Below are 20,618 nucleotides of genomic sequence, written 5' to 3'. Positions count from 1 at the left end.
ATCACCGCCGTTTCAGCAGCAGATCCTTGGCGGCGTTGAGGGTTTGGGTGCGCTCCAGCGAGCCGCCCTGATCGGGGTGCGCCTGCTTGATCAGGCGCTTCCACGCCGTCTTGATGGCGTTGCGGTCGGCGCCGACGGCGAGGTCGAGCGTGCGGTAGGCGCGGATTTCGGCCTCGGTATAGGCCGCCGCGACCTGAGGCTCAGGGCGGCGAAAGGCCGCCTGCACGCGCACCGTACCCATCATGCCGATGCCCAGAACAATCGCGGCCACGCCTTCCCAGACCAGGCCGCGCACCGACAGGCTGATTCCGAACACGCACAGGGCCAGGCCGATCAGGCTGCGCGCGGCGCGGAACTGGCGAATCCACGGTCCGGGCCGCAGTTTTCCCAGCCGCGACTGCCGCCCGACATAGACCAGCAGCAGAAAAACCGCGGCGATCACAGCCAGCCACATGGCCTTTACGCCTCCTCGGTTTCGAGGTCGGCGGGCAGGACCGCATCGGCGTCGATCTGATCGAGGCCCAGCGAAGCCATCAGGGCGCGCAGCTCCTGCCGCGCCGAGACGTGGCTGAGCGACATGGCGACCGGATTGACCTCCTCGGACAGGTCGGCCACGGTCAGACCGAACGGGAACAGTTCGCGGTAGATGACCCGGTCGCGCAGGCCCGCCAGCACCTCAAAACCGACGCGGCGGCCCAGCGCCTGCACGCGCTCATCGACGCGGCGGCGGTTGCGCGCTTCAAGCTGGGCCAAACGGTTGCGCAGCACGATCCAGCGGATCGACTTGCCGTCCCAGACCGCGCGCGTCTTGCGCGAATTCCACACCGTCTCGGCATAGATGGACGGGCGTTTGACGTCGAGCGTGACCGGATCGACCTCGCCCAGCAGGTCGAAATCGATGAAGCTGTCATTCATCGGGGTGACGATCATGTGGGCGGCGGCGTGGGCGCGGCGCGACAGGACATGGTCGCCGCCCGGCGTGTCGATCAGCACATAGTCGGCGCCGTCCAGCGCCTCTTCCAGCGCGCGGTCGAAGGCGGCCTTGGCCTCGGCCTCCGGCACATGCAGCAGATCGGCGGGTTTGGCGTGCAAGAACGGCTCGAAGGCCTGCGGCAGGGCCTTTTCGTTGGCGGCGGCCCATTTTTGGCGATTGGAGAAGAAGCGCGCCAGCGATCTTTGCCGCAGGTCGAGGTCGAGAAAGGCGACGCGATGGCCCTGATGCAGCAGATGCACGCCGACGTGCATCGCGCCGGTCGATTTGCCCGCCCCGCCTTTTTCATTACCAAACACCAGAATACGCGGCTGCGACATCAACGCCCACTCCCGACTCATATCTCTTGCAGATGTAAGCCGTCTTGTCGCCGCCCGCCAGAGCGCGTCAATCTTTCGTTAAGATTATACGGTGGGTAAATGGCGCGCGCTTAGAGCGCGTTTCGATCTGATAGACTCAGATCGGCGCTCTAAGTTTTTATTTTGTCGCTCTTTCTTATCCAAAAAGTGGAGCCACTTTTTGGAAAAACGCGCCGGGCGGCGCAAACCGTCCGTCCGCTGATCTTCGCATGTGCAAAAATTTGTGATTTCCCAGACACGCGGATCGGGCGCACAGTCGCAGTCTCATTCATGAGGGAGATCCGATGATGGACCCTGCTGCGGAACGGATGAAGTGCGTGATGGAGGCCATTGATCACGGCCTGACGGTCAGCGAGGCGCTGGAGGAATGTCCGCATTGTGCGCCGCAACCAGAAAGCGCCGGACTGCATCAGGAACGCTGGGATTTCTGGGCGCCGACTTCGTTTTCCGAGACGCTGTAATCCGTCGTCCGGGCGGCGCTCAACCTCACGGCGGCGGCGGGTCGAGGCCGAGTTCGACGCGCCAGGCGGCGATGGCGTCGGTATAGTCCACGTAAGTGACTTCGGGGGCGACCTTCGGCGGGTTCGCGGTCTCAGTTTTGGGCGCGGTTTCAGTCTCGGTTTTAGGCTCGGTTTTCGGCGCGACCTTAGGCATTTGGGGCGTTTCGACGGGCTTTGCCGCCGCAGGGCTGACGGCGGCGGGCGCGGCGGCTTTTTCGGCGGCGGCGTCCCACCACGGGCCAAGATTGCGGCGGCGCTCCTCGCCCCATTTGAGCGTGTCGGCCAGCGAGACCTGCGCTCTGATCGCCTCGGATTCGTTGCGGGCGCGTTCGGCGCGTAATTTTCGCGGATCGTCATCGCCGCGCTCGGCGCGGTCGCAGCGGCTGTAGAGGCGCTCGACAACAGAGGCGGCGCGCACGGCGCGTTCGACGCCGGGCAGGTCTTCGGGATCATCCATCGCCGCGAGTTTCAGCAGCATGCGGTCGGCGAAGGCGCGCAGATAGGCGCGGCGTTCTTCCGGCGTGAGTTGCGGCTGGGCGATGGGCGCGTGCGATGACATGGGGATAGGATGCGCCTGAAATTTCGGGCGGGGATAGATTTGTTGAGGTCGCGGTATTTATGCGCGACGGATTGCCCCTCCCACCGCTTCCTTGCGCTTGCCAAAGCCGTGCTTTGGCGGCGCTCACCCGGCCCTCCCCGCTCCGCAGGGAGGGATGAAGGGCGTATTTTCTTCATGCTCTGGATATATGCGTCTCGTGCGGCTATATTGGCGGGATGACGACAGATTCCGATTTTATGACCCGTTCCGATACGATCCGCATCCATACGGACGAGGATTTCGAGGGTATGCGCAAGGCGGGCCGGATTGCGGCGGATTGCCTCGACATGTTGATCCCGCATGTGCAGCCGGGCGTGGCGACGCAAGCGCTCGACGATCTGGCGCGCGAATTCATTTTCGACCACGGCGCCCTGCCCGCCTGCGTATTTTATCGCGGCTATCAGAACACGGTCTGCATCTCGCCCAACCATGTCGTCTGTCACGGCATCCCGTCGGAAAAGGCGCTGCGCGACGGGGATATCATCAATATCGACGTCACCTGCGTGGCCGATGGCTGGCACGGCGACACCTCGCGCATGTACGAGGTCGGTCAGGTCGCGCCCAAGGCGAAGCGGCTGATCGACGTGACCTATGAGGCGATGCGTCTCGGCCTTGAACAGATCAAACCCGGCAACACCTTCGGCGACATCGCCGCAGCGATCCAGCGCTATGCGGAAGGCCAACGCTGCTCGGTGGTGCGCGACTTCTGCGGCCACGGCCTCGGCAAGGTGTTCCACGATACGCCCAATGTGCTGCATTTCGGCAAGCCGGGGACCGGGCCGGTGCTGCAAAAGGGCATGTTCTTCACCGTCGAACCGATGATCAATCTGGGGCGCTATGAGGTCAAGGTGCTGAACGACGGCTGGACCGCCGTGACGCGCGACAAGACGCTGAGCGCGCAGTGCGAGCATAGTTGCGGCGTCACCGATGACGGGGTCGAGCTGTTCACCGCCTCGCGCACCGGGCAGTTCCGGCCAGAGCCGGTCGCGGGATAGGCGGTCATCTGGGGGGAACGGATGGGGGCGGACACGGAAAGCGACATCTTGCTTCCCCAGCATGGCGGGCATCGCCAGAGGCTGCGCGACCGCGCGCGCAAGGGCGGCGTGTCGGCCCTGCCCGATTATGAACTTTTGGAGCTGTTTCTGTTCCGCTCGATCCCGCAACGGGACGTGAAGCCGCTGGCGAAAGCCTTGCTGGCGCGGTTCGGCTCCCTGCCCGCCGCCCTGTCGGCGCCGCTGGAGGACATGTTGCAGGTGTCGGCGCTCGACAATCACGGCAAGGCGCTGAAGATGACGGCGGATATTGCGCTCGACCTGTCGCTGATGTTCGAGGCGACGCGGCGGCTGGTGGCCGACCCGCTGCGCCGCACCACGGTGATCGCCTCATGGTCGGCGCTGATCGCCTATCTCAAGGTGACGCTGGCGCACGAGCCGCGCGAGCAGTTCCGCGTACTGTTTCTCGATAAAAAGCACCAGTTGATCGCCGACGAGGTGATGAATTACGGCACAGTCGATCACGCCCCCGCCTATCCGCGCGAGATCATGCGCCGCGCGCTGGAACTGTCGGCCAGCCACATCATTTTAGTTCACAACCACCCGTCCGGCGATCCGATGCCGAGCCAGGGCGATATCGAGATGACGAAACAGATCGTCGCAGCGGGCCGACCGCTCAAGATCGGCGTCCATGACCACCTGATCGTCGGACGCGAAGGCGTGGCCTCGCTCAAGCAGATCGGGGCGATGTAGCTGCAATTGTGTATGGATATCGCTTCTGCGCTCTGCCGGAGCGCGGCTTTTATACGAAAATATTAGCCACGAAAAACACGAATGGACACGAAAGCCTTTCGTGCCTGTTCGTGTTTTTCGTGGCTAAAATCTCTTATGCCGTCGCCTGATCGGCGATCTCGCCCGGCGCGCGCCACGGGGCTGTGAAGCAGCCGGGGTTAAGCTTAATCGCCACGCTGGCCGGTTTCAGCCCATCCGCAGAGGCCGTTAGCGTGAGGGCGCCCGCCGTCGCGCCCGCCTGCACGATGACCTGCGCCAGGCCGTTGAACAGGGAGCGCTGGCTGCCCTTTTCCGGCTCCAGACACGTCGGGTCGCCATTGCCGAGCCCGATGATCGTCCCGCCCTCAATGGCGAACGTCACCCTGTCCTGCGCCAGAGGCACATTACGCCCTTTGGCGTCGATGGCTTCGACCTTCACCGGCGCAGCGTCGCGGCCATTGGCGGTCAGGGCGTCGAGATCGGGCGTCAGGCGCAAGGCCACCGCCTTGCCGGTCGTCTCGTTGCGCGCCTTCGCCACCAGCTTGCCGCCCTTATAGGCGCGCGCCTCGATAAAGCCCGGCGCGTAATCAAGCGTCCAGTAATTCATGCGCAGCCGATCGCCCTTTTGCCTACCTGCCGATTGTCCATTGACGAACAGCTCCACTTCGTCGGCATTGGTGCAGGCCATGACGCGCACCTTATTCCCTGCCTGCCAGTTCCAGTGCGGGACAAGGCCAAGCTGCGGCGTATCGTCGATCCACTGGGCGCGGTGGATGAAGGCGGCGGCCTTGTCGAAGCCGCACAGGTCGAGAATACCGAAATAGGATGAATTGGACGGCCATGTGAAGGGCGACGGCTCGCCGTGATAATCAAGGCCCGTCCAGACGAACTGGCCGCCGACAAAGGGGCGCTCCACCACCGCCTGCCAGGCGTCGCGCTGGGTTTCGCCCCAGGGCGCCGCCTCGTCATCATAGGAGGCCATGATGTGTTTGTCCTGATCGCTCTTGTATTCGCCGCGCGTCATAAAGGCCGAGGTGTCTTCTGACGAGAACATCGGCTTATCCGGGTGCGCCTTGTGGAACAGGTCGTACTTGTCCTGCTGGTAGTTGATGCCGACCACATCGACCGCTTCGGCGACGCTGATCGCCGCGTCCAGTCCGCCATTCATCGCCGCCGTCACCGGCCGCGTCGCGTCGAGCGCCTTGACCGCCGCGCTCATGCGCCGGACCATCTCATAGCCCTGTTCGGTGGCCTGCATCGGCTCCTCGTTGAAGACCGACCACAGATAGATGCTGGGGTGGTTGCGGTCGCGGCGCACCAGCCACTGCAACTGGGCGATATAGTCGGGCGAGGCGTCGAAATTGCGGTTCTCGGCCATGACCAGAAAGCCCATCCGGTCGCAGGCGTGCATCAGATAGGTATTCTGGGCGTTGTGCGAAAAACGGATGGCGTTGCAGCCGAGCGTTTTCAGCCGCTTCAGCCGGTAGTCAATGACATTTTCCGGTATGGCCGTGCCGACCCCGGCATGATCCTGATGCAGGCACACGCCCTTGATCTTGACGTGCCGGTCATTGAGGAAAAAGCCCTGATCGGCGTCCCAGCGCGTGGTGCGGAAACCGCAAGGCGTGGTCACTTCGTCCAGTACCCGCCCGCCCTGTTCGATGCGCGTGGCGACGCTGTATATGACCGGCGTTTCCGGCGACCACAGGTCGGGCGTGAAGCTGATGGGCAGGGTCATGTTGACCACGCCCTGCCCCAGCGGATCGCAGGCCGCCTGCGCGCGGACCGTGGCCAGCGCCTTGCCGCCCGCGTCGCGCAGTTCGCTGGTGACCGTCACCTGCGCCGTCTTGTCGCCGGAATTGTTGAGCGTCACTTCGACCGGAATGGTCCATGTATCGCCAGTCTTGACCGGATGGGCGAACACGCCGTCGGTGACGATATGCACCGGATCGCGTTTCACGATCCAGGCGTGACGGTAAAGACCCGCCCCTTCGTACCACCAGCCCTCCATCGCCGTGGCGTCCACCCGGATGGCGAGCTGGTTGGGCTTGTCGTAATAGGCATAGGGGGTCAGGTCGATATAGGCCGATTGATAGCCGGACCAGTTACGATCCACCAGCGTGCCGTTGAACCAGACCGTGGCGAAAGTGGCCATGCCGTCCAGTTGCAGCTCGATATGCCTGCCGTGGTCAGCCTGCGTGAACAGGAGCGTGTTGCGGTACCAGGCGACGCCGCGCGGGCGATAGGCTTGATCGACATTGGCGTTCTTGTCAAAGGGCTGCGCGATGGCGAAATCGTGCGGCAGGGTCACCCGCGGCCACGCACTGTCGTCATATTTGACGTCGGCGGCGCCCGGCCCCTTGCCCGCCTTGGCCGCCTCATAGGTTTCCTGATGCGTCACCAGCAGCGGCATGGGAATATCGCCTTCGTGGAAACGCCAGCCCTTATCGAGCGACAGAACCTGCCGTGGCGAGGCGGTCGGCGTCGCGACTTGCGCGCGCGCGATACCCGAAAAGCCGCTGACAAACGCCGTGGCGCTGATGGTCTTGAAGAGTTCGCGGCGATTCATGTCCTGCCCCTGTTCTGTTTTGACAGGAGTTAGACACGGAAACGGCGCGCTTTGAAGCCCAAAACGCGCCGCCATCCGATATATGTATGACTTTTAGCGATGCAGCAGGTCGATGCCGAGGGCCTGGACGGCTTCGACGGAGACCTGGCCTTGCGGCAGGCCCTGATCGGCCTGGAATTTCTGCATGGCGGAGGCGGTCTGCGAACCGAGGTGGCCGTCGATGGCGCCGGGTTGATAGCCGCGCGCGGCCAGGGCGCGCTGGATCGACATGATCACCTTGGGCGTGGCGTTCTTCGAACACAGGACTTCGCGCCAGACAGCTTTCGGCTGGCCGACGACGCGCTGCTTCTGCACGTCCTGATAGACAGCGGGAACCTCATAGGATTCGGTGTGTTCTGGCGTGACGACCTCGGTGACCTGACGGTGTTCGGTCACGGCGGGGACTACGTCTTCGACGACGTGTTCGGGCTGATCGACGACCGTGTGTTCGACCTGACGGGTGACGGCGGGAATCTCGACGCGGCGCACCGATTCCGGCCGCGTCACCACGCGCTCGGTGCGTTCGGCGTACTGGCCCGGCTGCTGATTCAGGCACCAGACGTCCTGCGCCGAGCCCTGCGCCAGATAGTCGGCCGCATCCTGATCGACCGGTACGGACTGATCGTCGCCATACTTGCCCGGCCATTGCAGCGTGCCATCGGCGCGGTATGGCACGGGTTGGTGATCGTCGGGCGTCACGAGGGCGGCGCCGGTGGCGATTCCACGGCTGCGCGTCCAGACCTGTTGCGGCGCTTCGGTCATGACGTGGGTGGTGCGCGTCTCGTACTGCGCCTCGACGCGCTCCTCGCGCACGCTGGCCGGACGGACGACTTCGGTGACCATTTCGGTATGGGTAACGGCGGGGACGACGCGGCGCACCGTATGTTCGGGCGCGACCACGACCTCCTGATCGACCATGCGGGTGACGGCGGGGACGACCCGCGTTTCAGTATGGGCGGGGGTGACGACGACGTGATCCATATAGGTTTCGACCTGCGGGGCGACCAGCAGGCGCGAATAGCACTGGCCCGGCTTGGCGATGCGGCGCAGTTCCTCCGGCACGACATGCCAGTCCGCCGAATCGGTCGGGCCGTTCGGGCACTGCACGTCGGGCGTAGCGTCGCCCCACACCTGAGCGTCGTCCTGAGACGCCGTTCCCGTCTGGACGATCTTCACCGTACGCTGCGCCGTCGTCTCCGACGCCTGCTGGAAGGCGTGCGAGACCACCGGACGCATATCGTGCGCGGCGGCCGGCAAGGCTGCGAACAGAGCCAGGGCGGCGACGCTCGTTTTCAGGAGATGCGTATGCACAGCAGTAACCTCGGAATTTCGGACGACATAGGATTCTGGCCAAAATTAACCCTTTATAAACCTTCGCGCCAAGCGCGCACACCTGTAACGGGTAAATTAACCTTGTTGTGAAGCCGTAAGGTGAAGGCGGTTTTCCCGCATTAGGGCTTGACATTGCCGCCCGCGCTTTCCATTGCCAGCGGCGAACCTCCACCCCCGTCCGAAGGCCCTGCCCATGATCTCCCGTTACGCCCGCAAAGACGCCGCCGCCATCTGGGATGCGGCGACCAAGTACAAGATCTGGTTCGAGATCGAAGCCCACGCCGCCACCAAGATGGCCGAGCTGGGGGTGATTCCGGTCGAGGCGGCGCAAACCCTGTGGGAAAAGGGCAAGGACGCCGAGTTCGACGCGGACCGCATCGACGAGATCGAACGCACGGTCAAGCACGACGTCATCGCCTTCCTGACCCATGTGTCCGAGATTGTCGGCCCGGAGGCGCGCTTCCTGCATCAGGGCATGACCTCGTCGGACGTGCTGGACACCTGTTTTGCGGTGCAGTTGCAGCGCTCCTCCGATCTGCTGATCGAAGGCGTGGACCTTGTTCTGGCCGCCATCAAGCGCCGCGCACTGGAGCACAAGTTTACGCCGACGGTTGGCCGCTCGCACGGCATCCACGCCGAGCCCGTGACCTTCGGGCTGAAACTGGCCGGTTACTATGCCGAATTCACGCGCGCGCGGCAGCGCCTCGTGGTGGCGCGCGAGGAGATCTCGACCTGCGCCAGTTCCGGCGCGGTCGGCACCTTCGCCAATGTCTCGCCGGAGGTTGAGGCCTATGTGGCGGACAAGATGGGCCTCGCCGTCGAGCCGGTCTCGACCCAGGTGATTCCGCGCGACCGCCACGCCGCCTTCTTCGCGGCGCTGGGCGTGGTCGCCTCGTCGATCGAACGTCTGGCGGTGGAAATCCGCCACCTGCAACGCACCGAGGTGCTGGAGGCTGAGGAGTTCTTCTCGGCGGGCCAGAAGGGCTCGTCGGCCATGCCGCACAAGCGCAATCCGGTGCTGACCGAGAACCTGACCGGGCTGGCGCGCCTCGTGCGTTCGGCGGTCGTCCCGGCCATGGAGAATGTCGCCCTGTGGCATGAGCGCGATATTTCGCATTCGTCTGTCGAGCGCGGCATCGCGCCGGACGCCTGCGTGCATCTCGACTTCGCGCTGCGCCGTCTGGCCAATGTCATGGAGAATCTGGTCGTCTATCCAGAGAATATGCAGAAGAATATGGATCGCCTCGGCGGGCTCGTGCATTCGCAGCGCGTGCTGCTGGCCCTGACCCAGAAGGGCATGTCGCGTGAGGACAGCTATTCCGCCGTGCAGCGCAACGCCATGAAGGTGTGGCGTGGCGAGGGCAATTTCCTCGATTTTCTTAGCGAGGACGAGGATGTGTCGAAATTCTTTACGCGCGAGCAGTTGGAGCCGTTCTTCAGCCTCGACTATCACACCAAGCACGTCGATACGATCTTCGCGCGCGTGTTCGGCGCATAAGCGTCTTCTCATCCTTCCCCGTTCACGGGGAAGGTGGCATTGAGCGTAGCGAAATGACGGAAGGGGGAAACCCTGCCGTCCGCCCCCCTTCCGTCGCGGACAAGCCGCGCCACCTTCCCCGTGAACGGGGAAGGATGAAAGGTGATTTATGCAACTCAACGACAACTTCGATTTCGCCGGCTATGTCAGCCGCTTCAACGGCAAGGGGCGTATCCGGCTGGAGGGCGCGCTGTCCGACGCCGATGCGCTGAACGTGCATCAGGCGCTGGAGCGGCGCACGCCGTGGGAGCTGCAACTGGTCAGCGCCGAGGGCCAGCCGCAGGTGATTTCGCGCTTCGAGCTGGAGCAATTGCCGCCGGACGTGATCCAGAGCCGCTTACAGGACGCCGCTGTGCGCGCGCAGTCGGGGCTGTCCTACCTGCGGCTCGGCTTCGACCTGATGGCGCATTCGGAACCGGCGCTGAAGGACATATCCGACCTGCTGAAATCGCCAGCCTTTGCGGCGCTCTGCGAGAAGCTGACCGGCCTGTCAGGGCTGGTGCTGACGCAGTTGTCCGCGGTTTGCTACCGCAACGGCGACTTCTTCACCCGCCATACCGACACGCAGGCGCGGCTCGGTTTTGAGTGGAGTTTTACGCAAAACTGGCGCTCGGACTGGGGCGGGCAGATGCTGTTCCATTCGCCGTCGGGCGATCTGGAAGGCGGGATCATGCCGCGCATGAACGATCTGGCTTTGTTTGCGGGCGATCAGCCGCGCTCCATCGCCAGCGTCGCGCCCTATGCGGCGGGACCGCGCTTCTCGATCATGGGCCGGTTTGGCTGATTAACTTCCGCTAACCGGCGGCGGGGGCGGCGGGGCGTCGATCGGCTGCGTCGGGAGCGGCGTCTTGTCGGTTTCCGCAGGCGGCGGCGGGGGCGGCGCGTCGATGGATTGCGTTGGCAGCGGTTCGCGCGTCAGGTCGGATGTGGTGGCGCAGGCCGATAACAGGACCAGAGCGCCCAAGGCCAGCCAGATTTGCGCCTTGATCATCCGCCTATCCCCGTAATGCGGCCCGCGCCTGGGCCAGAAATTCCTCGGCCTTGCTGCGCACTTCCGATTCGCGCACCGGCAGCTTGGAAGCGACCAGATCACCCAGCACCTTGCGAATCACGTCTTCCTCGGACGGCGCGCCGCCCGCCATGTTTTCAACGGCGACGGCGTAGTTTTCGCTGGAGGCGCCGTTCAGCCCCATCTTTTCCGCGCCCCATAGGGCCAGCATACGATTGCGCATGCCCGACGCCTGAAATTCAAGCTGTTCGGCGGGATCAGAAAGACTGTCCGACGCGGCCTCTGAGCCGGGGGTACGCTGGTGTGACGTTGACATATAGGAGAACCTCGCAGGGTCTTTTGGTTGTAATTCTCCTTTTGGTTTTAGGCAACCGTATCCGTCATGTCCGGCGCGTTTTCCTGACGCGGCGTCAGTCTGCAACAAACTGTCGGGAAAAATGCTCAGGGCGCGGCGTTTTTATCCGGGACGCGGCCTGTACTTTTGCATGGATTTTGTATATTGGCGGCGGCGAAACGCATCCCCATATCCGATGCGCGCCGCAAACCCAGCTTTTACGCGCCCCACACGCGCCTTTCGGCGCCCGCTGGCGTAAAGCGCCTTAACCGGGACACCATGATGACCACCCGCCGCAAGAAGATCTACGAAGGCAAGGCCAAGATTCTGTACGAAGGCCCTGAGCCCGGCACGCTGGTGCAGTATTTCAAGGACGACGCCACCGCCTTCAACGGCGAGAAGAAGGCGCAGCTTGAAGGCAAGGGCGTCATCAACAACCGCATCTCCGAATTCGTCATGACCAAGCTGACGAACATCGGCGTGCAGAACCACTTCATCAAACGCCTGAACCTGCGCGAACAGCTGATCCGCGAAGTCGAGATCATCCCGCTCGAAGTCGTGTGCCGCAATGTGGTGGCGGGCTCCATGGCCAAGCGCTTCGGCCTGCCGGAAGGGCAGCAACTGCCGCGTTCGATCGTGGAGTTCTACTACAAGAACGACGCCCTCAACGATCCGATGATCACCGAGGAGCATATCACCGCCTTCAACTGGGCCAATACCCAGGAGATCGACGACATTCTGGCCATGACCCTGCGCGTCAACGACTTCCTGTGCGGCATGTTCGCGGCGGTCGGCATCACCCTGGTCGATTTCAAGATCGAATATGGCCGCCTGTTCGAGGGCGAGTTCTCGCGCGTCATCCTGGCCGACGAGATCAGCCCCGATTCCTGCCGCCTGTGGGATACGGCCTCGGGCGAAAAGCTCGACAAGGACCGCTTCCGCCGCGATATGGGCAATGTGATTGAATCCTATACCGAGGTCGCCAAGCGTCTCGGCATCATGGGCGATATGCCCAAAGTCATCGAAGGCGGTATCAACTAAGATGAAAGCAAAAGTTCACGTTTTCCTGAAACCCGGCGTGCTGGACGTGCAGGGCAAGGCGGTCGAAGGCGCGCTGCATGGCCTCGGCTGGAACGGCGTCAACAATGTCCGCGTCGGCAAGCTGCTGGAGTTCGACATGGACGGCGCCGACCCGGAGGCGGCCAGGGCCGAGCTCAAGGCCATGTGCGAAAAGCTGCTGGCCAATACGGTCATCGAATCCTACCGCGTCGAGGTGGCCTGACATGGGTTTCAAGGCGGCCGTTCTGGTTTTCCCCGGCTCCAACTGCGACCGCGACTGCAAGACGGCGGTTGAAACGACGATTGGCGGCCATGTCGATATGGTCTGGCACGAGGAGAGCGCCCTGCCCTCCGGCCTCGACCTAATCGTGATTCCGGGCGGCTTCTCCTATGGCGATTATCTGCGTTGCGGCGCGATGGCGTCGCAGTCGCCGGTCATGCAGGCGGTCAAGGCCGAGGCCGCGCGCGGCGTGTCGGTGCTGGGCATCTGCAACGGCTTTCAGATCCTGTGCGAGGCGGGTCTGCTGCCCGGCGCGCTGTTGCGCAACGCGCAACTGAAATATGTCTGCAAGCCGATCGAACTGACGATCGCCAACCGCAGGACGCGCTTCACCACCGCCTATGGCGATCAGGAAACCGTCTGGATGACGCAGGGCAATGGCGATGGCAATTTCTTCGCCGACGCCGAGACGCTGAAGCGCATCGAGGACAAGGATCAGGTCGTGTTCCGCTATGTCGAGAACCCGAACGGTTCGGTCAACGACATTGCCGGGATTATCAATGAAGCGGGCAATGTGCTGGGCATGATGCCGCACCCCGACCGGGCGTTTGAACCGGCGCTCGGCTCCGCCGACGGCGCGCCCCTGTTCAGAAGCCTGGTCGGCGCGCTGCAATCGGCGTAAAGAAATCCCCTGCCGATACAGCGGGATTATTGTTTCCCCTTCTTATGGTCCCTAAATATGGGGCTGTATTCGGCCAACACGCTCCGTAGCGATTCTTATTGCTTCTTTAAGAATCCTGTGCAAAGCATGGCCTATATCCGCTACGCCCGTAGGCGGGCTTTTATGGAACCCTCCGGATGGCGACATTCGGGGGGTTTTTATCATTGAAAGTATCCGTGCTCATTGACGGCGGCCATTTGCGCGTTCTGACCAAGAAGCAGAAAATCGCTTACAATCCTGACTATATCGAAAAAGTGGCTCACGCTTGCCTGCAAGCTGATGAGACGCTGCTGCGCGTCCTCTATTACGATTGCGCGCCGTACAATGGAAAGGCCAAGCTCCCCATTTCTGGCTCTGAACATATTTTTACGGGAAAGGACGACTGGTTAAAGGAACTGGCAGCGAAAGATTATTTCGCTATTCGTCTTGGTGTTCTCAAATTTCGCGGATTCAAGCCGATCCGGAAACCTGCTCCTGGTAAAAATCTGACTGACGCGGATTTTAAACCGGATTTTGAGCAGAAAGGCGTCGATATGCGCATCGGCTTGGACATAGCGACCTATTCCAACCAAAACAGCGTCGAACGCGTAATCCTAATTTCAGGTGATACAGACTGTATTCCGGCTATGAAATATGCACGCACCAAAGGCTTGCAAATTGTTCTTGTCGGCTTTCCCCAACAACGGCTTGCTCCAGAATTGTTGCAACATTCGGATTTGCGTCGCGATGTGGCTTGGCCGCAACCGTAACCCTGCATTTTCGGCTGACATTCGCCCCTGAATCCCCTATATGCGCGGGCATGAGCACCACAGCCCCCGCACCGCAGAAATCCATGGCCGACAAGGCCGCCGAGTACGGCCTCAAGCCGGAGGAATACGACGTCATTCTCGACCGTCTTGGGCGTGAGCCGAACGATGTCGAGCTGGGCGTCTTCTCGGTCATGTGGTCGGAGCATTGCTCTTACAAATCCTCGCGCAAGCACCTGCGCAAATTCCCGGTCACCGGCCCGCGCGTTATCTGCGGCCCCGGCGAGAATGCGGGCGTTATCGACATTGATGACGGTCAGGCGTGTATCTTCAAGATGGAGAGCCATAACCACCCGTCCTATATCGAGCCCTATCAGGGCGCGGCCACGGGCGTCGGCGGCATCATGCGCGACGTCTTCACCATGGGCGCGCGCCCGGTGGCGCTGCTCAACGCGCTGCGTTTCGGCGAGCCGGGCCATCCGAAGACGCGTCGTCTGGTCGAGGGCGTCGTGTCGGGCATTGGCGGCTACGGCAACTGCGTCGGCGTGCCGACCGTGGCGGGCGAGACCAATTTCCACGCGGGTTATAATGGCAATATCCTGGTCAACGCCATGTGCGTGGGCCTGGCTGACGCCGACAAGATCTTCTATTCCGCTGCGCCGGAACCCGGCCTGCCGGTGGTCTATTTCGGCTCCAAGACCGGCCGCGACGGCATCCACGGCGCCACCATGTCGTCGGCGGAGTTTTCCGAGGATTCCGAAGAAAAGCGCCCGACCGTGCAGGTCGGCGATCCGTTCGCGGAAAAGCTGCTGATCGAAGCGACGCTTGAGCTGATGGCGTCCGGCGCGGTCGCCGCCATTCAGGACATGGGCGCGGCGGGCCTGACCTCGTCCTCCGTCGAAATGGCGGGCAAGGGCGGCCTCGGCATCACGCTCGACCTCGACAAGGTGCCGCAGCGCGAGACCGGCATGTCGGCCTATGAGATGATGCTGTCGGAATCGCAGGAGCGCATGCTGGCCATCCTGAAGCCGGGCCGCGAGGAAGACGGCTATCGCATCTTCAAAAAGTGGGGCCTCGACGCCGCCGTGATCGGCGAGACCAACACGTCCGGCCATATCGTGCTGAAGCACAAGGGCGAGGTCGTGTGCGACCTGCCGTTGGCGCCGCTCTCGGACGATGCGCCGCTCTACGACCGCCCGTGGGTCGAGCCCGCGATGGAAGCGCCCTATGGCGCGACGCCCGCGCACGACCTGAATGAGGCGCTGCTGAAGATTATCTCCTGCCCGGACGAGGCCTCCAAGCGTTGGCTGTGGGAGCAGTATGACCGCCACGTCATGGCCGACACCCTGGCCGATTCCTCGACCGGCCACGATGCGGGCATGGTGCGCGTGCATGGCACGAAAAAGGCGCTGGCCGTCACTTCGGACTGCACCCCGCGTTACGTCAAGGCCAACCCCTATGAGGGCGGCAAGCAGGCCGTGGCCGAGGCGTGGCGCAACCTGATCGCCGTCGGTTCGGAGCCGATCGCCATCACCGACAATCTCAACTTCGGCAATCCCGAAAAGCCGGAGATTATGGGCCAGATCGTGCGCGCCATCGACGGCATGGCCGAGGCCTGCCGCAAGCTCGACTTCCCGGTCGTGTCGGGCAATGTCTCGCTCTATAACGAAACCAATGGTCAGGCGATCCCGCCGACGCCGACAGTCGGCGCGGTCGGCCTGCTCAAGGACTACGACCAGCGCGTCGGTTTCAACAGCGTCAAGGCCGGACAGGTGCTGATCCTGATCGGCGAAACCGAGGGCGAGATGGGCTCGTCGCTTTACTTACGCGAAGTCTGCGGCGTCGAGGCGGGCGCGCCGCCTAAGGTCGATCTCGACGTGGAGAAGGCCAATGGCCTATTCGTGCGCGAGCTGATCCTGTCGGGCGTGGCGCGCGGCGTCCACGACCTCAGCGACGGCGGCCTCTTGAGCGCGGCGGTCGATATGGCCCTGGCCTCGAAGATCGGTCTGGCGCTGAAGAATGTCTCCGACCTCAACGACCATGTGTTCGGCTTCGCCGAGGATCAGGCGCGTTATCTGATCGCGGTCGAGGAGGCGTCGGCGCACCTCGTCATCGCCCAGGCGGCGGAGGCCGATGTTGCGGCGGCGGTGATCGGCGTGGCGGGCGGCTCAGACCTGACCTATGCGCATCTGTCCCTAAGCGTGGAGCGTCTGCGCAGCGTCCATGAGGCGTGGCTGCCGGCCTATATGGCGGGCAAGGCTTAGTACCCCGCCTCCTTCTGGTGTCGGAACGCCAGAATATAGACGGTGTCGGTGTGCGCGACATACCGATAGAGGGCGAGATAGCCTGAATCGCCAAAGTCGATGATCAGTTCTCGCATGTCATCAGCTTCGGGAACGGGGCGACCGATATCGGGCGAATCGCGCAGAATTTGCAATTGCGTTCGTATCGCCAACATGGCGCGTCGGGCGGCGAGCGGCGCGCTCTCATGCAGGAAGCGGCGGCAAATTTCCATGCGCGCCAAGGCCGAGGGCGTTATGACTAGCTGTGGCATTCGGGCGGTTGGGTTTCCTCATCCGTTCCCCAGCTTTCCATCCAGGCGAACAATTCTTCGCCTGTCACATGCTGACCTGTCGCCTGATAAGCCTGCCACGACGCCTCGGCTTCGGCCACAAAACGTCGCCGTTTTTCCTCGCGCTCGACATATTGCTGGATAGCCTCGCGCATGATCCAGTGCGCAGAGCGTTGTTTATGCTCAGCCAGGGTCTGGACGCGCGCCTTGAGCGCATCATCTATTTTGACAGAGGTCGCCATCTTTGTGCCTGCCGATAGGTATTACCTTTGAATACCCGTACCACAAAGGCCACGCCTCGGCAATTCACGGCGCCGCGATTCCGTTCAGCTCCCAGCGGCAGGACGGGCTGAGTTTGTAGCTGAGGTCCAGTTCGTCATTGCTGTTCGCGTTGATGAAGACCGAGGCCAGACCGTGTTTTGTATCGACGCTTTTGTCGATATGGCCCATGACGAACAGGCGGTGCAGCGGGCCTTCGGCGCCGTTGCAGGCGAACAGGTCGCAGTAGCGTCCATCGCGGCGGGCGAATTGCGCGCGCAGTTCGGCCAGCGACACGACCTCGCCTTCGGGACCGAAGCTGACGCCTTCGGCGCTCATCTGGTTCAGCAGGGCCTGCGGGTCATCGCCGCGCACGGCGCCGAGGGTGACGGCCAGAGCCGCGTCGAAGCCCGCCGCCGGATCGCGCACGCAGCCTTGCGCCTGCGCCATTGGGGCCGCCAGAGCCAAAATCAGTATCAGACCCAGCCGCTTCATTGCGCGCCTCCTGTTTCAGGACAGCATAACCCAGGCGCCCGCAACCGCCAAATCGCCTTGCGCGACAACGGCCTTAAAGCTCTCTTAACCGGTTTTCCGCCAAAACTTGACGGTATTTCGCGACGCGGAATGCGCGACCCTTATCCTGGCGAAGCGAGCATGATCACCGACCGACCCGCGAAAGCGAACGTCGCCTGCGCGGCCTGTTCAGGCCGGGAGGGTTAGGCCATGCGCTATCGCCCCTTCGGTCATTCCGGTCTGGCGCTCTCGACCATCGGCCTGAAACTGTCGCGGTTGAAGATCGGCGGCAATGTCGGCCTGCTGACCAAGCTGATCGTGGCCGGGCTGGAAAACGGCGTCAACACCTATCATTTCGACACGACTGCGCCGGAATTCCTGCGCGCGGCGGCGCAGGCCTTTTCCGTGGTCGAGCGGCGGCTTCTGTTCATCAGCGTCGATGCGCAGGAGGCCGGACAGGCCTGCGACAGCATCGGCTACGCCCTGCGTCCCTTACGTGAGCGGCTGCGCGCCGCCATCAAGGAGTCCGGTCTGAAAGCGCTCGATCTGCTGATGTTTTCGCCACCCGGAACCTTGAGCCTGCCCGCCGACACCCTGTCCTTTCTGGAGAGCCTGAAACAGGCGCGCATGCTGCGCTATACCGGCGCGCGCGGCGAGACCGCGGACCTGCCGCTGCTGATCGCGGGCGGGCATTTCAACGTCATCGAGACCAGTTTCGACATCGACTCGACCTGGGACAAGCGCCGCCAGATCGACAAGGCCGTTCACAGCGAGATGAACGTCATCGGCGCCAACTTCTTCCCCGACGCTTATCGCAAGGCGTCCGACGTCGTGCCGAAGGCGGCGCGGCGCGGCTGGTTTGGCGGCAAGCCGGAAAACCCGCTGGCGGGCGCAGGTACGCACGCCTTCCTGCACCAGACGCCCGACTGGACGCCGGAGGAGTTGTGCCTCGGCTATGCGCTGTCGCAACCGAGCCTGTCCTGCGTCTTTATCGACGCCGAAAGCCCGCAGCAGATCGAAGCCCTGTGCGCGGTGTCCGAACGCGTCCTGCCCTCCTCCGTCCCCGCCCAGATCGAGATGGCGCGCTTCAACCATCAGATCGCGGCGGGCGGGCATTAAGCTCCGGCCTCTGGATTTTCGCGGCGGCCTCGCCTATATGCGGTGCAAGCCATCTCAGGAGAGTTCCGCGTGAGCGACGACGTCAACGCCTTTATCGACACCACCATCAAGACCCACGACGTCGTGCTGTTCATGAAAGGCACGCCCGAACAGCCGCGCTGCGGCTTCTCTGGTCTGGTCGTGCAGGTGCTGGATCATTTGGGCGTCGAATATGTCGGCGTCGATGTGCTGCAGGACAACGATTTGCGCGAAGGCATCAAGGTCTATTCCGACTGGCCGACCATACCGCAGCTCTACATCAAGGGCGAATTTATCGGCGGCGCCGATATCGTCCGTGAGATGTTCCAGTCCGGCGAACTGAAAACCGCCCTGGCCGGTCAGGGCTTGATAGAGGCGTAACTCGACCCGTCAAATGGCCGCAAAGGCTGCCATGTTTTGTGACACAAACAAAACCCCGGAAGATCGCTCTTCCGGGGTTTGATTCTACATCGTAGCTCGGATTACGAGGAGTAATATTCGACGATCAGGTTCGGTTCCATCTTGACCGGGTACGGCACTTCGGCCAGTTCCGGCATACGGACGAAACGGGCCTTCATGCCCTTGGCGTCCAGTTCGATATAGTCCGGCACGTCGCGCTCGGGCGATTGCAGGGCTTCGAGAACCAGGGCCATGTTGCGCGAACGCTCACGGACTTCGACGACGTCGTCCGGCTTCACGCGGTAGGAAGCGATGTTGACGCGCTTGCCGTTCACCAGGACGTGGCCGTGGTTGACGAACTGACGAGCCGCCCAGACGGTCGGCACGAACTTGGCGCGGTAGACAACGGCGTCCAGGCGCGATTCCAGCAGGCCCACCAGGTTTTCCGAGGTGTTGCCCTTGCGGCGATCAGCCTCTTCATAGGTGCGCAGGAACTGCTTTTCGGTGATGTTACCGTAGTAACCCTTCAGCTTCTGCTTGGCGCGGAGCTGGGTGCCGAAATCGGAGATCTTGGACTTGCGGCGCTGGCCGTGCTGGCCGGGGCCATAGGAGCGCTTGTTGACGGGGGACTTGGGACGGCCCCACAGGTTTTCACCCATGACGCGGTCGAGTTTGTACTTGGCGCTGTGGCGCTTCGACATATCGTACCTTCGATATCTAACCCTGACCGGCTTCCCGCGAGAGTGCGGAAGGCGATTGCAACGGCGGCTCAGGATCAACCCGTAGTGACGCTGTTCCTTATCGGAAAGCGTGGAAGTGGCGGCTTATGTCGGAAAGGTGAGCGGGAGTCAAGCGCCATAAGGCGTTTTAATCGCAATCAAGGCTTGCGCCCAAGCGTGCGGGAGACTTAACTGATCCGCCTGTTCATGCAAGACTGGAGCTATCCATGCCGGCAGATACCTCCGTTTCCGAGCCTGTTATCGATGTCCGCACCCGAGAGGAACTGATCTTCCTGCTGGCCGAGGCGGCGGAAATCGAGCACAACCTGATGTGCTGCTACCTGTTCGCGGCCTTTTCCCTGAAAACCGAAGCCGACGGCCTGACACCCGAACAGACGAAAGTGGTGGCCGGCTGGCGGCGCGACATCATTGCCATCGCCGTGGAGGAAATGGGTCATCTGGCCCTGGTCGCCAATATCACCATCGCGGTTGGCGGCACGCCGCACTTCGGCCGGCCGAATTTCCCCATTGCCGCCGGCTATCATCCCTCCGGCGTGGTGGTCGAACTGCACCCCTTCAACAAGTCGACACTCGATCACTTCATCTATCTCGAACGCCCCGAAGGCGACACCCGGCCCGATGGCGCCGGTTTCGAGGCCGTCAGGCAGACCTATGACCGCAACATGGATGGCGACCGCCTGATGCCGAACGGTCAGGACTATGCCACGGTCGGGCATCTCTATCGCGGCATCCGCAAGGGACTGGCCGATCTCAGTGCGCGTCTGGGTGAGGAACATCTGTTCATCGGCGATATGTCGCTTCAGGTCGGCCCCGACCTGACGCCCCTGCCCGGCCTGAAGATCGTCAAGTGCCTGAAGACGGCGCTGGCCGCCTGCGACACTATTGTCGACCAGGGCGAAGGCGCCGCCGGGGAGAACGCGCGCTCGCACTATAACCGCTTCATGGCCATGTGCGACAGCTATCACCAGATGGAGGCCGTCGATCCGGCTTTTGCGCCGGCTCGTCCGGTGGCGAAGAACCCGCTGATGCGCAAGGGCCCGGAACGCAGCCATGCCGTGTGGGTCGATGCGCCGGAAGCCGCGGCGGTGATGGACCTGGCCAATGCCATCTATAACGTGATGCTGCGCGCGCTTTCCCAGGGCTTTGCCGACAATGATCCGGTGCGCAAGCGCGCCTTCATCGATGTCTCGATCGACGGCATGTACGCCCTGTCGCCCGTGGC

Annotated in this window: 24 protein-coding genes; 13 read left to right on the top strand and 11 right to left on the bottom strand. The window is 62.8% G+C overall.

What is annotated here, in order from left to right:
* Nucleotide 1 precedes the first annotated feature (1 nt).
* Together ACTHLA_RS15290 and ACTHLA_RS15285 are read right to left on the bottom strand one after the other, a co-directional pair.
* Complete coding sequence (locus tag ACTHLA_RS15290; RefSeq protein WP_440191249.1) at nucleotides 2–454, bottom strand: J domain-containing protein; 453 nt, start codon at nucleotides 452–454, stop codon at nucleotides 2–4.
* A gap of 5 nt (nucleotides 455–459) precedes the next feature.
* The gene (locus ACTHLA_RS15285) at nucleotides 460–1,311 is read right to left on the bottom strand and encodes a division plane positioning ATPase MipZ (RefSeq protein ID WP_440191246.1); all 852 of its coding nucleotides are present in this window, start codon (nucleotides 1,309–1,311) and stop codon (nucleotides 460–462) included.
* 323 nt (nucleotides 1,312–1,634) lie between these two features.
* Here ACTHLA_RS15285 and ACTHLA_RS15280 point away from each other — a divergent pair, with 323 nt between their 5' ends.
* The gene (locus tag ACTHLA_RS15280; protein WP_440191243.1) at nucleotides 1,635–1,811 is read left to right on the top strand and encodes a hypothetical protein; all 177 of its coding nucleotides are present in this window, start codon (nucleotides 1,635–1,637) and stop codon (nucleotides 1,809–1,811) included.
* Nucleotides 1,812–1,836: 25 nt separating this feature from the next.
* Here the strand turns inward: ACTHLA_RS15280 and ACTHLA_RS15275 are convergent, their stop codons facing one another.
* A complete protein-coding gene (locus tag ACTHLA_RS15275; RefSeq protein WP_440191240.1) occupies nucleotides 1,837–2,409 on the bottom strand; it encodes a hypothetical protein in 573 nt (190 codons plus the stop codon).
* Nucleotides 2,410–2,624: 215 nt separating this feature from the next.
* Here ACTHLA_RS15275 and map point away from each other — a divergent pair, with 215 nt between their 5' ends.
* Nucleotides 2,625–3,443, top strand: coding sequence for a type I methionyl aminopeptidase (gene map, locus ACTHLA_RS15270; RefSeq protein WP_440191237.1), 819 nt, complete (start codon nucleotides 2,625–2,627; stop codon nucleotides 3,441–3,443).
* A 21-nt stretch (nucleotides 3,444–3,464) separates the two neighbouring features.
* On the top strand, nucleotides 3,465–4,193 hold the full coding sequence (gene radC / locus ACTHLA_RS15265; protein WP_440191234.1) for a RadC family protein: 729 nt from the start codon (nucleotides 3,465–3,467) through the stop codon (nucleotides 4,191–4,193).
* A gap of 133 nt (nucleotides 4,194–4,326) precedes the next feature.
* Here the strand turns inward: radC and galA are convergent, their stop codons facing one another.
* On the bottom strand, nucleotides 4,327–6,780 hold the full coding sequence (galA, locus tag ACTHLA_RS15260) for a beta-galactosidase GalA (protein ID WP_440191231.1): 2,454 nt from the start codon (nucleotides 6,778–6,780) through the stop codon (nucleotides 4,327–4,329).
* A 93-nt stretch (nucleotides 6,781–6,873) separates the two neighbouring features.
* Nucleotides 6,874–8,130: a peptidoglycan-binding protein gene (locus tag ACTHLA_RS15255; protein ID WP_440191228.1), complete on the bottom strand. Its 1,257-nt coding sequence runs from the start codon at nucleotides 8,128–8,130 to the stop codon at nucleotides 6,874–6,876.
* Nucleotides 8,131–8,344: 214 nt separating this feature from the next.
* Between ACTHLA_RS15255 and purB the strand changes: the two genes are divergently transcribed.
* The gene (gene purB, locus ACTHLA_RS15250; protein ID WP_440191225.1) at nucleotides 8,345–9,649 is read left to right on the top strand and encodes an adenylosuccinate lyase; all 1,305 of its coding nucleotides are present in this window, start codon (nucleotides 8,345–8,347) and stop codon (nucleotides 9,647–9,649) included.
* Nucleotides 9,650–9,797: 148 nt separating this feature from the next.
* Entirely contained in the window at nucleotides 9,798–10,472 is a 675-nt protein-coding gene (locus ACTHLA_RS15245) for a 2OG-Fe(II) oxygenase family protein (protein WP_440191222.1), read from the top strand.
* On the opposite strand, the gene ACTHLA_RS15240 is transcribed toward ACTHLA_RS15245, so the two are convergent.
* On the bottom strand, nucleotides 10,473–10,679 hold the full coding sequence (locus tag ACTHLA_RS15240) for a hypothetical protein (protein ID WP_440191219.1): 207 nt from the start codon (nucleotides 10,677–10,679) through the stop codon (nucleotides 10,473–10,475).
* 4 nt (nucleotides 10,680–10,683) lie between these two features.
* On the bottom strand, nucleotides 10,684–11,013 hold the full coding sequence (locus ACTHLA_RS15235) for an ATPase inhibitor subunit zeta (RefSeq protein ID WP_440191216.1): 330 nt from the start codon (nucleotides 11,011–11,013) through the stop codon (nucleotides 10,684–10,686).
* Nucleotides 11,014–11,313: 300 nt separating this feature from the next.
* Between ACTHLA_RS15235 and purC the strand changes: the two genes are divergently transcribed.
* The 5 genes from purC to purL all read left to right on the top strand — a co-directional run bounded on the left by purC (nucleotide 11,314) and on the right by purL (nucleotide 16,041).
* Nucleotides 11,314–12,072 (top strand): phosphoribosylaminoimidazolesuccinocarboxamide synthase, encoded by a 759-nt coding sequence (purC, locus tag ACTHLA_RS15230; RefSeq protein WP_440191264.1) that lies wholly within the window; start codon nucleotides 11,314–11,316, stop codon nucleotides 12,070–12,072.
* A 1-nt stretch (nucleotide 12,073) separates the two neighbouring features.
* On the top strand, nucleotides 12,074–12,313 hold the full coding sequence (gene purS, locus ACTHLA_RS15225) for a phosphoribosylformylglycinamidine synthase subunit PurS (RefSeq protein ID WP_440191213.1): 240 nt from the start codon (nucleotides 12,074–12,076) through the stop codon (nucleotides 12,311–12,313).
* A 1-nt stretch (nucleotide 12,314) separates the two neighbouring features.
* Nucleotides 12,315–12,992, top strand: coding sequence for a phosphoribosylformylglycinamidine synthase subunit PurQ (gene purQ / locus ACTHLA_RS15220; RefSeq protein WP_440191210.1), 678 nt, complete (start codon nucleotides 12,315–12,317; stop codon nucleotides 12,990–12,992).
* A gap of 176 nt (nucleotides 12,993–13,168) precedes the next feature.
* Nucleotides 13,169–13,780, top strand: coding sequence for an NYN domain-containing protein (locus ACTHLA_RS15215; protein WP_440191207.1), 612 nt, complete (start codon nucleotides 13,169–13,171; stop codon nucleotides 13,778–13,780).
* 50 nt (nucleotides 13,781–13,830) lie between these two features.
* Nucleotides 13,831–16,041, top strand: a complete 2,211-nt coding sequence (purL, locus tag ACTHLA_RS15210; protein WP_440191204.1) for a phosphoribosylformylglycinamidine synthase subunit PurL — start codon at nucleotides 13,831–13,833, stop codon at nucleotides 16,039–16,041.
* Here purL and ACTHLA_RS15205 read toward each other — a convergent pair.
* The 3 genes from ACTHLA_RS15205 to ACTHLA_RS15195 all read right to left on the bottom strand — a co-directional run bounded on the left by ACTHLA_RS15205 (nucleotide 16,038) and on the right by ACTHLA_RS15195 (nucleotide 17,102).
* Entirely contained in the window at nucleotides 16,038–16,331 is a 294-nt protein-coding gene (locus ACTHLA_RS15205) for a type II toxin-antitoxin system RelE/ParE family toxin (protein ID WP_440191201.1), read from the bottom strand. The two genes, purL and ACTHLA_RS15205, sit on opposite strands and share 4 nt — an antisense overlap.
* Nucleotides 16,319–16,591, bottom strand: a complete 273-nt coding sequence (locus ACTHLA_RS15200; protein WP_440191198.1) for a CopG family ribbon-helix-helix protein — start codon at nucleotides 16,589–16,591, stop codon at nucleotides 16,319–16,321. Before ACTHLA_RS15200 ends, ACTHLA_RS15205 begins: the two co-directional genes overlap by 13 nt.
* A gap of 64 nt (nucleotides 16,592–16,655) precedes the next feature.
* Complete coding sequence (locus ACTHLA_RS15195) at nucleotides 16,656–17,102, bottom strand: hypothetical protein (RefSeq protein ID WP_440191195.1); 447 nt, start codon at nucleotides 17,100–17,102, stop codon at nucleotides 16,656–16,658.
* Nucleotides 17,103–17,330: 228 nt separating this feature from the next.
* Between ACTHLA_RS15195 and ACTHLA_RS15190 the strand changes: the two genes are divergently transcribed.
* Both ACTHLA_RS15190 and grxD read left to right on the top strand, forming a co-directional pair.
* Entirely contained in the window at nucleotides 17,331–18,239 is a 909-nt protein-coding gene (locus tag ACTHLA_RS15190; protein ID WP_440191192.1) for an aldo/keto reductase, read from the top strand.
* 69 nt (nucleotides 18,240–18,308) lie between these two features.
* Nucleotides 18,309–18,638 carry a Grx4 family monothiol glutaredoxin gene (gene grxD, locus ACTHLA_RS15185; RefSeq protein ID WP_440191189.1) on the top strand — a complete coding sequence of 110 codons (330 nt, stop codon included), beginning with the start codon at nucleotides 18,309–18,311 and terminating at the stop codon, nucleotides 18,636–18,638.
* Nucleotides 18,639–18,739: 101 nt separating this feature from the next.
* Here the strand turns inward: grxD and rpsD are convergent, their stop codons facing one another.
* The gene (rpsD, locus tag ACTHLA_RS15180; RefSeq protein WP_440191186.1) at nucleotides 18,740–19,357 is read right to left on the bottom strand and encodes a 30S ribosomal protein S4; all 618 of its coding nucleotides are present in this window, start codon (nucleotides 19,355–19,357) and stop codon (nucleotides 18,740–18,742) included.
* Between the two features lie 245 nt (nucleotides 19,358–19,602).
* On the opposite strand from rpsD, the gene ACTHLA_RS15175 reads away from it, so the two are divergent.
* Nucleotides 19,603–20,618: ferritin-like domain-containing protein (locus ACTHLA_RS15175; protein WP_440191184.1), on the top strand; the 1,016-nt coding region annotated here is incomplete at its 3' end.

The organism is Asticcacaulis sp. (assembly GCF_051956075.1).
Taxonomy (GTDB): Bacteria; Pseudomonadota; Alphaproteobacteria; order Caulobacterales; family Caulobacteraceae; genus Asticcacaulis.
This window is presented reverse-complemented; position numbering and strand designations above follow the sequence as displayed.